The 16293-nt window shown below is 43.9% G+C and carries 12 protein-coding genes; 10 read left to right on the forward strand and 2 right to left on the reverse strand.

Going from position 1 to position 16293, the window contains the following annotated elements; translation table 11 throughout:
• Window positions 1-139 precede the first annotated feature (139 nt).
• The 3 genes from pfaD (at window position 140) to ACVBIU_RS09560 (ending at window position 4649) form a co-directional block, all read left to right on the forward strand.
• The gene (gene pfaD / locus ACVBIU_RS09550; protein ID WP_447160621.1) at window positions 140-1768 is read left to right on the forward strand and encodes an eicosapentaenoate synthase subunit PfaD; all 1629 of its coding nucleotides are present in this window, start codon (window positions 140-142) and stop codon (window positions 1766-1768) included.
• A gap of 332 nt (window positions 1769-2100) precedes the next feature.
• Window positions 2101-3810 (forward strand): sensor domain-containing diguanylate cyclase, encoded by a 1710-nt coding sequence (locus ACVBIU_RS09555; protein WP_447163623.1) that lies wholly within the window; start codon window positions 2101-2103, stop codon window positions 3808-3810.
• 278 nt (window positions 3811-4088) lie between these two features.
• A complete protein-coding gene (locus ACVBIU_RS09560) occupies window positions 4089-4649 on the forward strand; it encodes a type II secretion system protein (protein WP_447163624.1) in 561 nt (186 codons plus the stop codon).
• A 114-nt stretch (window positions 4650-4763) separates the two neighbouring features.
• Here the strand turns inward: ACVBIU_RS09560 and ACVBIU_RS09565 are convergent, their stop codons facing one another.
• Window positions 4764-7094, reverse strand: coding sequence for a penicillin acylase family protein (locus ACVBIU_RS09565; RefSeq protein ID WP_447163625.1), 2331 nt, complete (start codon window positions 7092-7094; stop codon window positions 4764-4766).
• Window positions 7095-7296: 202 nt separating this feature from the next.
• Here ACVBIU_RS09565 and ACVBIU_RS09570 point away from each other — a divergent pair, with 202 nt between their 5' ends.
• The 4 genes from ACVBIU_RS09570 to ACVBIU_RS09585 all read left to right on the forward strand — a co-directional run bounded on the left by ACVBIU_RS09570 (window position 7297) and on the right by ACVBIU_RS09585 (window position 13615).
• Complete coding sequence (locus tag ACVBIU_RS09570; protein ID WP_447163626.1) at window positions 7297-7548, forward strand: hypothetical protein; 252 nt, start codon at window positions 7297-7299, stop codon at window positions 7546-7548.
• A gap of 168 nt (window positions 7549-7716) precedes the next feature.
• Complete coding sequence (locus ACVBIU_RS09575; protein ID WP_447160626.1) at window positions 7717-9063, forward strand: DEAD/DEAH box helicase; 1347 nt, start codon at window positions 7717-7719, stop codon at window positions 9061-9063.
• Between the two features lie 476 nt (window positions 9064-9539).
• On the forward strand, window positions 9540-10883 hold the full coding sequence (locus ACVBIU_RS09580) for a hypothetical protein (RefSeq protein WP_447163627.1): 1344 nt from the start codon (window positions 9540-9542) through the stop codon (window positions 10881-10883).
• A 476-nt stretch (window positions 10884-11359) separates the two neighbouring features.
• The gene (locus ACVBIU_RS09585) at window positions 11360-13615 is read left to right on the forward strand and encodes a TonB-dependent hemoglobin/transferrin/lactoferrin family receptor (protein ID WP_447163628.1); all 2256 of its coding nucleotides are present in this window, start codon (window positions 11360-11362) and stop codon (window positions 13613-13615) included.
• Between the two features lie 93 nt (window positions 13616-13708).
• On the opposite strand, the gene ACVBIU_RS09590 is transcribed toward ACVBIU_RS09585, so the two are convergent.
• The gene (locus tag ACVBIU_RS09590) at window positions 13709-14665 is read right to left on the reverse strand and encodes a choice-of-anchor H family protein (RefSeq protein ID WP_447163629.1); all 957 of its coding nucleotides are present in this window, start codon (window positions 14663-14665) and stop codon (window positions 13709-13711) included.
• 541 nt (window positions 14666-15206) lie between these two features.
• Here ACVBIU_RS09590 and ACVBIU_RS09595 point away from each other — a divergent pair.
• The 3 genes from ACVBIU_RS09595 (at window position 15207) to ACVBIU_RS09605 (ending at window position 16290) form a co-directional block, all read left to right on the forward strand.
• Window positions 15207-15794, forward strand: coding sequence for a NapC/NirT family cytochrome c (locus ACVBIU_RS09595; protein ID WP_447160630.1), 588 nt, complete (start codon window positions 15207-15209; stop codon window positions 15792-15794).
• 68 nt (window positions 15795-15862) lie between these two features.
• Window positions 15863-16024, forward strand: a complete 162-nt coding sequence (locus ACVBIU_RS09600; RefSeq protein ID WP_447163630.1) for a nitrate reductase — start codon at window positions 15863-15865, stop codon at window positions 16022-16024.
• Between the two features lie 11 nt (window positions 16025-16035).
• Window positions 16036-16290, forward strand: coding sequence for a chaperone NapD (locus tag ACVBIU_RS09605; protein WP_447160632.1), 255 nt, complete (start codon window positions 16036-16038; stop codon window positions 16288-16290).
• Window positions 16291-16293: the final 3 nt, after the last annotated feature.

The raw sequence follows: 16293 nt of genomic DNA on the forward strand, positions 1-16293 counted from the left end.
GATTTATATAATGAATGATTTAATAGCAACTAGCTGCGTTCTAAACCATTAAAAAGTAAATGAATTAGATTGAAAATTTAGTTAAAAGAATAGCTAAGAGCCGCAAGCTCGATATAAATGATTAAGGGTCTTACAAATAATGAATCCTACTACAACAAGTGAAATGCTTTCTCCATGGCCATGGGCTGTGACAGAGTCAAATATTAGCTTTGACGTGCAAGTGATGGAGCAACAACTTAAAGATTTTCGCCGTGGCTGCTATGTGGTAAACCACAGCGAACATGGCTTTGGTATCGCGCAATCAGCAAATATCGTCACTGAACAAGCCGCTAACAGCACAGATTTACCAGTGAGTGCTTTTACCCCAGCTTTGGGTACGGAAAGCCTTGGCGACAGTAATTTCCGCCGTGTTCATGGTGTGAAATATGCCTATTACGCTGGCGCAATGGCGAACGGTATTTCATCAGAAGAGCTCGTTATTGCACTGGGTCAGGCCGGTATTTTGTGCTCATTTGGCGCCGCGGGTCTTATCCCAAGCCGTGTAGAAGCCGCGATTAATCGCATTCAGGCGGCGCTGCCAAATGGCCCATACATGTTTAATCTTATCCATAGCCCAAGTGAGCCAGCGTTAGAGCGTGGCAGCGTGGAATTATTTTTAAAGCATAAAGTACGTACCGTTGAGGCGTCGGCTTTCTTAGGCTTAACACCGCAAATTGTTTATTACCGCGCCGCGGGTTTAAGCCGTGATGCACAGGGTAAAATTGTTGTCGCCAACAAGGTGATAGCCAAGGTGAGCCGCACCGAAGTGGCTGAAAAGTTCATGATGCCTGCCCCAGCCAAAATGCTGCAAAAACTGGTTGATGACGGCTCTATCACAGCCGAGCAGATGGAACTGGCACAACTTGTGCCGATGGCGGATGACGTAACTGCAGAAGCAGACTCGGGCGGACACACTGATAACCGCCCATTAGTAACGCTTCTACCTACGATTTTGGCCCTAAAAGAAGAGATCCAAACCAAGTACCAGTACGACACACCGATTCGTGTCGGTTGCGGCGGTGGTGTTGGCACTCCCGATGCGGCGCTAGCGACATTTAATATGGGCGCCGCGTATATTGTGACAGGCTCAATTAACCAGGCTTGTGTTGAAGCGGGCGCCAGTGAGCATACCCGTAAACTACTTGCCACCACCGAGATGGCCGATGTCACCATGGCTCCTGCTGCTGATATGTTCGAAATGGGCGTAAAACTGCAAGTGGTGAAGCGTGGTACCTTATTCCCGATGCGCGCGAATAAGCTTTACGAGATCTACACTCGTTATGACGCTATTGAAGCTATCCCTGCTGATGAGCGTGAAAAACTCGAGAAACAGGTGTTCCGCTCAAGCTTAGATGAGATCTGGGCGGGTACCGTTGCCCACTTTAATGAACGCGACCCAAAACAGATTGAGCGTGCAGAAGGTAATCCAAAACGTAAAATGGCATTGATTTTCCGCTGGTACTTGGGGCTTTCAAGCCGCTGGTCAAATTCAGGCGAAGTTGGCCGCGAGATGGATTATCAGATTTGGGCAGGTCCAGCACTAGGTGCTTTCAACCAGTGGGCTAAAGGTAGCTACTTAGATAACTACCAAGAGCGTAACGCAGTCGATTTGGCTAAGCATCTTATGTATGGCGCAGCTTATCTTAACCGCGTCAACTCACTAACGGCCCAAGGCGTTAAGCTTCCAGCTCAGTTACTGCGCTGGAAGCCGACTCAAAGAATGGCATAAGCCCAGCCTTTAGATAAAACGACCTTAAAAAGCCACTAACTTCTGTTGGTGGCTTTTGCTTTATATGCACGCTTTGCGCTTCTTTACCTCATCAATTACCCGTCAGCTATACAGCTTCAATCTATAGTCAAACTCTACATTTCAATTCTACATTTCAATTCTACATTTCAATTCTACATTTCAATTCTATATTTCAATTCCACATATAGAATCACCTTTAAAATCGACAGATAAATGCCACAGCTCTTACTCGCTTGCATCCATAACGGCAAAGTAAGCAGACCTGTTTTAAAAAGTTGGCTCCACACCATTTAATAAGCTTTACTTAAGTAATGCTCTGTTTTAAAAGGTTTCTAACTATCGTTAAATTAAAACCCCAAACCTTTAATCAACTACAGCTACGGATTTCGGTTGCGATATTTGTATTATTCGCCAGTGCGGTGTTTGCGTTTAGAGTTTGGGTACAGATCCCTCTTGTTGAAAAGTCACTATTAAAAGTCTCAGAACAAGAGCTCATCGCGCTAGACTTTGCCTTTAAGCAGATGATTAAACCACTGCATACCCTTAATTATGATTACGCTGTTTGGGACAGAACTTACAGCTACATGAAATCAAAAAGTGCTACTGCTAAGCAGTTTTATGAGCAACATGAATACCCTGATGACACCTTTAAAAGTTTAGAAGTGGATGGCGTCTTTATTTTTAACAACGCTAATAGGTTGGTTTTCTCTAAAGGGTTCAATCACAGCAGTGATCAGTCTCTTGAGTTTGGGTTTACCAATTTCACCCTATACCCACAAAACAAAGCGCTGTCTCCACAGCAAAAACAGGCGCTGCCGCCAATCGATGAGCCCATAAGCAGCCCTGAAGATGTACCATCAAAAACCGGGGTTATCTCGACAAAGTATGGGCCTGCACTGTTTAGCTCAACCTCGATTTTACAATCCAACCGCAGCGGCCCAGCTTTAGGCTATTTAGTGTTTATCAGACTCATAGATAAAGAGTTTATCAGCGAGCTATCTCAATATACCTCAGCAGGTGTAGAGATGAGCTTATTGAGTGCACAAGACAATGCTACATCTATGTTTAATTTAGGCTCACACAGAGTACTCAATAACCTCTCGCCAACATCAGAGCGCATTGTTCGCAATATCGATGGTAAACCGCTGTTCAAACTCATCCTTAAGCACACCAATACCATGCCGCCTCCCGTTTTAACCGTTGGCGTATTTGTCTTACTTGCAGAAATGACCACCCTACTGCTTTTGGCCTATTTGTTATATTCCTATTTCTTAGTGCGCCCGGTACAAAAACTGGCAAATGATATCGAAGAGATGGAAAGAAGCAGAGAGATAAAAAGGTTGCGGTACCGCTACCCCATCACAGAGCTAGTCAATGTCGCGACCCATTTCAACGCCCTTATGGGCACGATTCAAGAACAAACTCAACTGCTCAATGAGCAAGTCTACATCGATAATTTAACCAAGATCCCCAATCGCCGCGCGTTTGAGCAACGGCTTGACACCTATTGCCAGCTGCTTGCAAGACAACAGATAGGTTTTACGCTGATCATTGCCGATGTTGACCACTTTAAGGAGTATAACGACACCCTTGGTCATTTAGCTGGAGATGATGCCTTGAGTAAAGTCGCGCAAACCCTTACACAGCAATTTTACCGTGCTGAAGATATCTGTGCTCGATTTGGTGGAGAAGAATTTATTATGCTGTTTAGGGATATTCCCGATCAAGCATTACAAGGTAAACTAGAGGCGATACTCAACGCGTTTAAAGAGATGGCATTGCCTCATCCTTGTAGCCAAACAGCCCCATTTGTCACCATCAGTCTTGGGGTTTGCAAGGTCATTGCAGTTGAAGGTTTTGAGTTTAAAAACGACGTGCACATTATTGCTCACCAAGCCGCGTTACTTGCAGATAAAGCCTTATATCAAGCCAAAAAAGCAGGTCGTAATCAATATAAACAGATCACAATATCAGTCGATGTGATTGAAGCATTAGAGACCAATCACGCAAGCGACGAATAAGGTTATAAGGTTATAAGGTTATAAGGTTATATAAGTCAGCTACTCAACCCACACTCCCCAGTCACAGACGCAATCACTATCCGTTATCCGTTATCCGTTATCCGTTATCCGTTATCCGTTATCCGTTATCCACGAGCGTTCAAATCGAACTGGCCACTTCAAAGTTGTTATATTCAACAATCAACGATGGTGAATTATTAGCAATGGATCAAATAAAATACACCATTAAGAATGTAAACTTGTGTCTAAATTTAAACTCCCATATATGAAGAGTATCAATGAAGCCTAATGCAAAAGGATTTACACTGATAGAGTTGGTCGTAGTGATTATCATCCTAGGTGTGTTAGCCGTTATAGCGCTCCCTAAGTTTATCAATTTGCAAGACGATGCCAGAACGGCTGCAATGGCAGGCCAGTTTGGCGCTTTTAAAAGTGCTGTTGCACTTTATCACAGCGGCTGGGTAACTGCTGGCGATACGGGGGCCGTCGATAAACTGCAGAGTTTTGGCGAGGGTAATGTGTCATCAACTCCAACAGGTTTCCCTTACTCTACCTCTGGAACCGATACCGAAGTATTTACAGCCTGTAAAGAGGTTTGGCATGGCATTACCTCAACAGACTTCACTATTGCCCATGTAACTGATGCTGATTTAATGACTGCAGATGTCGATATTGCATACACCTATGGCGCAGACAGGTGCATCTATCGTGATCTATTCTTTATTCAACGCGGCGAAACAACACAAGTAATGGAGTATTACTTCAATACTGGCGTGGTTACCGTAAAAGACGCTTTTTATCATTCTGACGGGAGCTCTAGCAGTACTGCTAGGCCGTAATCACTTTCAGCCCTTCATAACGGCCAGTAATCGACAACACTCAGTAAAAAACTCCCGATAAGACTCCTCAACAAAGAGCTTTATCGGAAGTCATGCTTACCATATGGCAAGTCGCTACTCGTTAACCTGCTTTGCTAAGGGCGTTATTTGCAATTGATGAATAATCTCACCGGGTAACAAAGGGGTACTTTGTTGGCTCACATATTCGTCAAAACCTGCACGATAGAAATCGGATAACGGATGCCCAGATTGCCCACCTGGAATTGTCATAATCCCATTTCCCTCATCACCCGCCTGTACGATAAAGCGCTGCGACGCACCAAATGACGCCCCTTGCACTGCTGGCATAAAGCTGTCGCCAAAGCCTGCAACTACCGGCATATCGAGCAATGCGCTTAGACTTGGGATCTGTTTAGAAAACGGATGCTGGATCTTCAGCTGGTTTACCTTTCCCCAGGCTAAGTCAGCCATATCGCCGCTATTACTGTCACTGTCACTGTCACTATGTTTAGCCAGAAGCTTCGCCTTACTCTGCAAATACATATCCGTTATGTATGATGACCAATCACCTTGTCCCTGAGGTAACCAGCTTTGCGCTTGGGAATGAATTAGCTGCCACATACCTGGCTCTAAATAACGTTTAATCGGCGATAAACTCAGGTCATATTTAGCCAGTTCTGTTTCCAATGGCGCAAAAGTGCTATCAATTAATTGGCTACGAAAATTACGCACTAAGCTATAACCCACAGAGTCAGCGCAGGCACAAGCCTGCCATGATTTCAAATAAGCAATATCTTCAGCAAAACGCTCAGGTTGCAAAGTGAGTTCATTGAGTAACAACTGATGCCAGTCTTGCAAAAATCGCGCTTGATTATCGAGCTGTAGCTGATAAAAGTCCTGCACAGAAAAATCTTCAGTCTCAAATAATCGGTCTCGTATTTGCGTGCTGCGAGCCCCAAGAGCATAACCACCGTCACCAAGACGTTGATGTTCTTGAACAGATACGACTCGAGAGTTACCTGTCCATAATCGGTTATTTTTAGGGTTGATCAGCTGTGGCAATGCAACACTCTCTTGTAACCAATTCAGGTTCTGAAAAGCTGAAGTTGCGATTGCGACATTACTTGGGTTAGTCCTTGATGGGAACGCCCCGGTTGGTTTCCAGGCCGCGCTCCCAGCGTTATCCACCAGCAACATATTTTGTACTGGGATCCCCATGTTATTGGCCACCTCAATACCTTGTTCAACGCTGTTAATACCGTCTAACTCAATTAGATCCATGTCTACCGCATAGTCGCTATGACCCACCCATGATAATGCGTACCTTTGGTCACCCATCTCTTGAACTGGACCATAAGGCGAGATTTGAACGGTGTAACTCACCTCTGAATCGGGTAAAGCAATTATTTCATTTTCCAGATAGATAGGCGTTTGCTCATCAATCGCCACCCAATCGGCAGTGTCGATATAGGCGTTAGTAAAGCCCCATGCCACCTTACCATTACTGCCAACGACAATAGCGGGAGCCCCCGGCAATGATACGCCGGTCACTTGCACATTTTCGCCGGCTTTTTGATAGTTCAGTTGGGCGCGATACCAGATGATGGGCACAGCAAAAGACAGGTGCATGTCATCAGAGAGCATAGCGTTGCCGTTCGCGGTCAACTCACCTGTCACCGCCCAGTTATTACTGCCAATATCCAATGGCTCGGCAATTTCTATATGCTTGGCTTGAGTGAGTAGCTTTTTAGCTAGCGTAGTGACGGGTATGTCAGCTAGTGCAAATTGACTGCCATCTAGCGCCGCTTGATATTGGCTAGGCTGAATGAGAAAATCCACCATATCACGACCAAAAAGTACCTGAATTTGAGTTAAGGCTAAATCACGCTTAATCGTGTTGCCTTGTAAATCCAGATACATGCTGTAAATAACCAGCAAGCTGTCGGCTGGCACCCAAGATCTCGGCGTTGCGCCCGTCACTATGTATTCGAATGATTCAAGAGATTGCGCAGCAAGTGCATCGTTCACCCCCTGAGCATATGTGGTCAGTACGTTTAAGTGCTCAGCATCCAAGTTGCTAATAATCAGCTCGGCGCGTTTACGCAGTTGATGAAAACGACGACGCTTATCTAAATCTAATGCTTTTTCGCCGAAGATCTCCGCTAGCTCACCGGCAGAGTTTCTTCGCAGCAGATCCATTTGAAAGAACCTATCTTGCCCATGAGCGTAGCCTAAGCCATAGGCTGCATCTTGTCGGTCACTGGCATGAACAACTGCGGTGCCAAGCCTATCGCGCCCAAGAGTCACTGTTTGCTTAACGCTATCACTGGTCACACTTTTATCGAGTGCGGGTAAGCTCAAAGATAACGAGAGGTACACCCCCCCCAAGGCGGCTACGGCAGCTGACGAGGTGCCAATAAGTGCTATTTTTATTATTTTATGCATTTAGCTATTCCCTGCGCTATATTCCCTGCGCGATTAAAGTAAGCTTTTTCCTATCATAAACGCCGTTACAAAAATGTTAAACAAGCATTTGAATTTTATCCACACCGATAACCAAAGCAGCACGTCTTACTCATTTACCCCGATGAAGGTAATTTATGGCAAAATAGCCTCGCCCCTTTAGATGCTATTAGTAGAAATTAATATGGCTAAACCCAATAAAAAAGGTCCAACACAAACAGTCGAAATCTTTTGCGCAAAATGTAAAGCTCAACTGTTTAAGTATCGAAAAGGCGGAAAAGGGACGCTGGTAAAATGTTTCAAAGAACGCATCGTCGAGGACTTCACTCAAACGCCTTGCCAATGCCCTAATTGCGAGCAGCGATTCGCTCGAGATACACTTATCCGCGGTGCGCCTGCATTTAAAATGATTGGCGGCAAGGTCACGATGAAATAAGCAAAGTGGCAGTTCATCAAGCAAAAAGTTAAATATCAGAATTAATCAATTCGCGCCCAACTTCAAACATACTGTTATAATGGTTTGCAGCAACACCGTTATAGGCGTAATTCATCGCCATAACCGCTAACCATATTGATATCTATCAGACACCTAATTGAGACTCGCATGCCGTTTTCTAAGCTTGGATTAAGCACTCCCATCGTTAAAGCCGTTACTGAGCAAGGCTACACTAGCCCGACTCCGATTCAAGCTAAGACTATTCCCGTTATTTTAAGTCAGCGTAACCTGATTGCGGCAGCGCAAACCGGTACCGGTAAAACGGCCAGCTTTGTACTGCCAATCTTAGAGATGCTAAGCCAAGCCGAGACTCAACGTAAAAAGCGTATTCGTGCGCTGATTTTAACCCCAACCCGTGAGCTTGCGGTGCAGGTTGAAGACAACATTAGCCAATATGGTAAGCACCTAAATCTAACCTCAATGGCCATGTACGGTGGCGTTGACTCAAAGCCGCAACGTCAGGGCTTAATTGATGGTGTCGATATCTTGGTTGCCACGCCGGGTCGCCTACTCGATATGTACACCCAACGTGCTATTCATTTCGATGAACTAGAAATTTTAGTGCTTGATGAAGCTGACAGAATGCTTGATATGGGCTTTATTGAAGACATCAATAAGATCATCGAAAAGCTGCCTGTAGATAGACAAACCTTGCTGTTTTCGGCGACCCTATCTAGACAAGTCAAAGAGCTGGCAAGGGCTACGATTAATAGACCTATCGAAATTTCTGTCACTCATAACACTGACAACAAGCCTAAAATTGAACAGTGGTTAGTTACCGTTGATAAAGACAAAAAATCTGCGCTACTGAGCCATTTAATTCAAGAGAATAACTGGCAACAGGCGCTTATTTTTATCGAAACAAAACAGGGTGCCGCTAAGCTTGTTAGCCAACTTGAAAAACGTGGCATTGTTGCAGAATGTATTCATGGCGGCCGTAGCCAGGAGATCCGTGAGCAAATCCTTGCAGACTTTAAATCCGGCAAAATTGGTTTATTAATCGCAACAGGAATTGCGGCACGTGGATTAGATATCGATGAGCTGCCACTGGTGATTAACTACGACCTGCCTTACCCAGCTGATGATTATATTCACCGTATTGGTCGTACCGGACGAGCTGGCGCCAGTGGCCAAGCCGTTGCGTTAGTCTCAAAAGATGACTTTAAGAATTTATGTATGATAGAAAGCCGTTTAGGCCATTTGATTGAGCGTAGAGAAATTGAAGGCTTTGCGCCAAGAAAAGAAGTTCCGATTTCAATTTTAAATTTTAAACCTAAGAGCAAACAACTTGCTGTTGGTGATAAAGCGCCGCGTAAAGAGGCTAATTCTAAAGATGTTAGCTCTAAAGGCGCTAGATCGAAAGATGCGAGGCATTCAGACACTAAGCCAAGCCATAACGATAAAGCAGACCAAAACAAGAGTAATAAACTACCGCCAAACCCTTGGAATTTATAGACTACTTCTGCCAGTACTTCTGCCAGTACTTCTGCCAGCACTCCTGTCAGTATTATTAGCTCAATACAACTGAAGTTATCGGTTTAGCAGTAAGCATACAAGCAAAAAGGGTTTAGCAGCAGCTAAGCCCTTTTTTAACATCAGCTAATACTTATTAAAAATAGTACTCATAAACAATTTCATTTTAAACAAGAGTACTCAGGCATAGTAATACTTATACGTAATAATACTCAGCCATAGTAAAACGCTATCAAGCCTCCTAGCTATCAGCCTGCGCCCTATGCCAAAAACCCATACTGTACTACTCGTACTAACAAACCATACTGTCCCGCCCGAGCTATAAACCTCATGCTATTAAACTCATGCTATTAAACTCATGCTATAAACACTGTGCCCAACAACCATTTGTTAACCACGGCAACTATTTGTTAACCTAGTGAACTATATAATGTTTAACCGGTTCCCCTAGGAGCATCATGCTTGCATTTATGCAGAAGAACACTTCAAGACCACGCCTGCTTATCGCCGCCATCGTATTAACCGGCTTACTGGCTATCAGTGTTTTTTTTGCCATTAAGGATCGGCAATCGCCTCAATTAGCACCGGGCTCAATTTTGATATTACCCGTTAGTGTTGAGTTAAATGCTCTTGAATTAAATAGCGTTGAGTTAAATAGTCCTGAACTAGATAGCCTTGAGTTAGCTAGCCCTGAATTAGATAGCCTTGAGTTAAATAGCCCTGAGTTAGATAGCCTTGAGTTAGCTAGCCCTGAGTTAGAGAGTGATAACAATGACTGGCAAGCCTATGCACAAATGGAGCAAGTGATATTAGCCCTTGGCACCTCAACTCAGTATCCGGTGCTCCAGGTTGAAGATGTAATATCGATGCTGTCACAAGCGGAAAGCTATATTCAAGACCCAGAACCTATCGATCTTAATCGGCTTTTTACTCTTTCAGGTAGCAGCTTGATTGTCGAAAGCTCGCTGTCATTGGAAGCAAAGCAGTATCGACTTCAATACCGTTTTTTGAGCGCTAAAAAAGTGATTACAGGCTCAATCAAAGGCGCTTCAATCTCTGCTGTCCAAAAAGAACTCGCTGAACGTATACAAGACTTTGCAGGACAGCCTTTTAGCCAGAATGCACAGCGCCAGCAAGCTTGGTTTAGCAACCCCCAACTCATCAATGCGCTAGAACAGATCCAATACGCACAACTTGACGATGCACAATCGAGCCTTAATGTGCTGTTAGCACAATCTCCTAATAATCTTATTGCCATAAGGCGACTGGCCGAACTAATCATGGCTCAAAGTGAAGAGCTAGATGATAAGGGGGCACAAGAAAAGTTAGCTATAAGCAAGCAGTGGCTTGATCGTGGGATCAGCGCTGCCAATGACACCAACAATCAACGCCAGCTGGCGCGATTAAAGTTCGCATTAGCACAAAACAAGCTTAAAAATGGTGAGCTTGAACTGGCAATTAGTGAGCTTTCACAAGCAAGAATATTAGCCGCCAATACCCAGGATTGGCTATATTTAGGCTATATCTCTAACTGGTCTGGACATATTTATCAGCGACTAAATCGCTATAAAAATGCCAATGCACAATATCAGCTTTCATTCGATTACCAGCAAAAAGTAGGTTACCCAGCAGGCCAAGTTGCAGCACTTAACAACTTAGCTAAGCTGCAGATGTTGCAGCACAATTATAGCCTCGCCTATAAAGCGATAAAGCAATCCGTAGCCATAGTGACCCAAAGAGATTTGAGTCAGCTTCGCGAGCCAACATTTACACTATTAGCGCAAATAGAAGATAAGCTTTAACTTTAGCGCCGTTTAAATGGCCAGCATAACAAGCCGTTATCAAGCTATCACCAACAGTATCGCAAGCAAACAAATCACACTTAAACACTTGATTTTAAGCAGATATAAACTACAAAACATCAACAGGATCACGCTTCAAGACCTAAATACTCTAAGCTCGCACTGCAGCTGGGGGGATAAATCCGCACACACTAAATCATCCGGTTAAGGAATGTTCACCCCTTAAGGGGTCAAGCCCGCCCAAGCCGTAACAAATCAATACATCTGTTAATAATAGTGACACTTGCGAGCAATAACTAGCCAGTTGATTTTTATCAGAAATAGATAAATGTGATCAACTTTAAAAATTTGTTTTTTTATCAGATAAAGCAGGGAAATTAGCTCACTCTAAACAAGACCCTACCTAAATTAGAGTATAAAATATCGCCCGCTAAAGAGAATCATTCTCATTTTGTTGTAATCAGTTAAGGTGCGTCATGAATAAGCTCAAAGTTAGTGTACTGGCGATAGCTGTCAGTACGGTACTCAATGCCCAGGCTCAAGAAGCTGTAGTGGAATCAAAGTCAAGCCCAGAAACGAGTGCACAAAAGCATGAAGTGATCGTTATTTCTGGCTCTCGTATGGAGCAAGATATCGAGCAGGTTGCTGGCTCTATTTTGGTCATTGATGAAGATGCCATTGAAAAAAGCATGAGTAATGACTTTGGCAGCCTATTTAGAAATGAATCGGCTATTGGCGTTAAAGGCGGTGCAGGTAAACCGACCACAGTGACCATTCGTGGTATCGGCGGCAACCGCGTGATGATGGTTAAAGACGGTGTGCGCGTTAACAACCAGTACGCCTCACCATTAGGCCCTGGCGCTGAAGGTACTGGCCGCGGCCTTACTGAAGTACAAAGCCTAAAACAAGTGGAAGTGGTTAAGGCCGCCGCCTCGACCATGTATGGTTCTGACGCACTAGGCGGCGTAGTGGTTATGCGCACCAAAGATGCTAGCGATTACCTAATGGGTGATGACTATTATGTGTCGCTTAATACTGGCTATGCGGGGATCAACAACGAATACAGTGCAGGTTTTACCAGTGCAGCAGCTTATGGCGGCTTTGAAAACCTGCTGACTTATCAGCACCGCAAAGGCGAAGAACTGCCAAACTTCTATGACACTCAACCAGACAGTGATCTAGTGCAAGACAGTGTGCTGTTTAAGAGTAAGTACCACTTCAATGACTACACCTCTGTGCAGTTGACCTTAGATTATCTAGAGCAGACCCTTAAGCGCTGGGAATACGATTTTGATAAAGACAATGCGCTTGAAGAAAATATCGATACCGACCGAGACACTCAAGTCATTAATGGTGCCGTGCAGCTGGTGTCTGACAAGCCAACCCAAATGCATGATACGCTGACGGTTACAGCCTATTTTGGCCAAACCGAGCAATTAGAGCACAGAGACTATTTTGAATGGAATAAAGCTGAAACTGTTTACGGTTTGAGTGAAGTTCGCGACTACAGCTTTGAAGATCAGCGTATAGGTCTTAACAGCACCTTTAGTAAGTATGTTGGCGGCGACAACTATGGTCATCAGATCACCTATGGTTTGGACTACGAGTTTTCGACCATGTCTCGTCATCGCGAGGTCAACGACCCGCAAACAGGCGAAACAAATACGCCATTTACCTTTGCCACTACCGACAGCCAGCGCCTAGGTATTTTTATGCAGGATGATGTCACTCTACTTGATGGCGATTTGAATTTAATTGCGGGTTTGCGTTATGACTATTTCGATAACACCCCAGATAAAAATCAAGCTAAAGAAGGGCTAGGAGATAAATACGAAGAGGCCAACTTTGAGCCAATGCGTGATAGTTTCTGGTCGCCTAAACTGGGCCTAGTCTATCAATTGTCAGACTCTGTTAGCGTTTATGGTCAGTACGCCTACGGCTACAAGATGCCAACCCCAGATCAAAAATGGGGTGAGTTAGAAGTCGATGCAGGCCCTATGACTGATGTGCTTATTCAGGCTAACTACGATCTAGAGTCTGAAGAGTCGCATACCTGGGAAATCGGTGTTCGTGGAAATCACAGTGACACTAACTATGAGCTAACCGCTTTCTACACGCTGGCCAAAGACTTTATTGACTGGCAGTATATTCCAGAGGGAAGTAAGCCTCCATTTACTTACAACTATCAGTACTTTAACCGTGATGAAGTGACTTTGTACGGTGCAGAGGGTCAGGTTAATCACTGGCTAACTGATAGCATTGAGCTATGGGGTAACATCTCTTACACCTATGGTGAAGATGAAAACGGCGACTACCTTAACAGTGTTAGCCCACTTAAGGGTAATGCAGGTGTTAACTGGTATACCGACATCGCCGATATGGAAGCAGACTTTGGTGCAGTGGTTCGCTGGGCTGACAATATGGACCGTACCACAGATCTCGATCTGTTCAGACCAACTGGAAATCCTATTCTGGACGCAATGACTAAAGAATGGAATGCCGTATACGATACAGCCGGATATGCAGTGGTTGACTTAACGTTCGGTCTTAGAGTCAATGAAAACTGGAAACTACGTGCTGGCGTTTATAACGTGTTTGACAAAGAGTATATCGATTACGCCGATGTTGCTGGCCAATCGGTATTCTTACTCGGTGCAAGTATGGACCTTGAAAAAGAAGACTTCACCCAGCCGGGTCGCTACTTCAACGTGAGTGTGAACTATCAGTTCTAACCCTTAGCTTGATGATATAGCACGTATAAAAAATGCAGCCTAGGCTGCATTTTTGTTCATTACCTTTAAATCATCTAAGCCTGTTGCCACTGACTAAAACTGACAACTGCGCGAGTATCGTCTTATCGCAAGTAAACTAAATAGTGCTAATAACAAACCCACTGATACACTTCCGCCATAGTAATCCTCTTCGATATACACATCATCCCTATCGCTACTCTCCAATGGCAGAGCATATAAGCTATCAAAGTCATTCGAGCTCACGGTCGCCACTATGTCACCGTAACCGACTTCATAGAGATCAATTAACACATCGTAATGATCGGTTCGGTAACCTGACTCCAGCGTTGTTAGCACCTCAAAATCATCATCGGTGGCATCACCATAAATACTAAAAATGTCCGTGGTGTAGTAATGCTCCCACGGCCCACCATTGCGACTTAGATATAACTCAGCAAACACATCCGCCCGTTCATTGACATACCTCCCCTCAACATCGGCATCAAACGTCACACTAAAGGTCTGATAAAAACCGTCATAATCGTTATCAATAAACAAACGGCTATAGGCATCGTAGATATAAAAGTTACGGTAGATTCCGTTGGCAAATTGCTTTAGTGAACCACTCTTTACTAAGTCCTGATTAGCCTCCATCGCCTTATCCTGATGAGACTGGATGATCTGTTCACGGGTCAGCTTTTTAGCACTAGCCTCTCCTTTCGCATCATCACTAGCCTGCTGATCCGCTTGCTTAACTCGCTGCTGTTCAAGCTTGCTAATTTGTAGCTCAGATAAGGTATTGGCGTCTTGGGCAGCTTGAGGAACTTGGTCGTCACCAGAAACGGTTTGTGTAACCGAGGTGCTTTTCGGCTGCGAAAGCAGGCTCATATCCGAACTGGCACTAGCAGGTAGCATGAACATCATAGGGAGCATTAACAGTGCAAGTTGAGCTACTCGCGCCAACGTGCATTTTTGCTCACTTATATGAGTTGTATCTGTTGTATGAGTTGTATGAGTTGTATGAGTTGTATGAGTTTGTTTTGTGTTCATCTTCACCTCGAAGTTCTTTCTTAATGAGGCCATTAGAGTCCACAGAGTGTGAACACAAGCTGAACGTTAAAAATCGTAATGATTCGACTTCTAACCTAGAAAATAAAATTGTTTAGTTTGAGCAGTAAATACAGGGAAAGTAAGGCAACATCTTATAGCACTAATCTCACCACGAAGCGCTTCGCTTTCACGGAGGTAACGGAGGTAAAGATGAAGAGCTTAAGCCAATATCTCAAAGCAGAAACCAAGATATTATCATTAAAAGCATACGTTGGCTTGTGTAGCGCCACGCTACCACAAGCACCGCCATTAATCCCAAGCCCCTGTGGTTGCAATGTATGTCAGTAGTTTGATGCTCCTAAGATTGAGGTGAACTATCAGATACTGGCTAGCGTATTTTCTTCCATACCCAAAAGCTTATTTTCCTTTACCTAATATACCTAATCTCATATTCAGCGAATAAAAACTGATATTTGCACTAACATTAAACAATTAGTATCAGGTAATACGCAAAAAAAATGGCAATACAAAAGGAAACCTAATGGCTAAGTTAAAACAGTATTTAGTTAAAATTTGGCATCTAATGAAAAGACCGAGCGTACATTATAGTGTTGCTTTTCTTGTGTTAGGTGGCTTTGTTGCTGGTGTGATTTTCTGGACAGCTTTCAACAAAGGTTTGGATATGACAAGTACAGAAGAATTTTGTAGCAGCTGCCACCAAAACGTATACGAAGAGATGGCGCTAACAGCTCACTTTACTAACGCCAGTGGCGTTACCGCAGAGTGCCATGATTGTCATGTTCCCCATAACTGGACAGATAAGATTGCCAGAAAAATGCAAGCCTCGAGAGAAATATGGGGCTACCTCACGGGTGCTATTAATACCCAAGAAAAATTTGAAGCTAAGCGACGTGAAATGGCTGAACATGAATGGGTAAGGTTGCAAGCTAACAACTCTCAGGAATGTCGCAATTGTCATAACCTCAATTCTATGGATATCACTTTGCAGTCTCCGCGCGCTGCCAATATGCATTCTACCTACCTGCTAACAGGTGAGAAAACCTGTATTAATTGCCACAAAGGTATTGCCCACAACTTACCAGACATGAAAGGTGTTGATGGTTTTTAGCGCTGCGACAAAAGCATTTAGTACAACAAATTCTATGGATTAGGTTACTCACCTTAACTGGAGGACACATGAATACAAATGATAACCATGACAAAGGGCAAGAGTTAACAGTGGTTTTATTGCTGGCAGTGGTAGTCGGTCCACTAGCGACATCAATATTAATTTCAATCTATGGCTTTATTGTGTGGTTTAGCCAAATTCTAACGAGTCCACCAGGTCCAACTTTTTAAGAGTGAACGCTATGGAACAGGAATTTCATGTAACAAGCATGGTTGTGCAAGTAAGGCCCGCTCAAATGTCGCAAGTTAAACAGACAATTGCACTAATGGATGCCGCTGAAATAGCCGTAAGCAATGAAATGAAGCTTGTTGTTGTACTTGAAGGAGACAGTCAACGCACCCTAATGAAGAGCATAGAAATGATAAATGGTCTCCCAGGGGTGTTATCTGCTGCTATGGTTTATCAACAAAGCGAAATACTGGAAGAGGGTGAATAATGA

The sequence above is a fragment of the Shewanella sp. 30m-14 genome, from assembly GCF_052977125.1.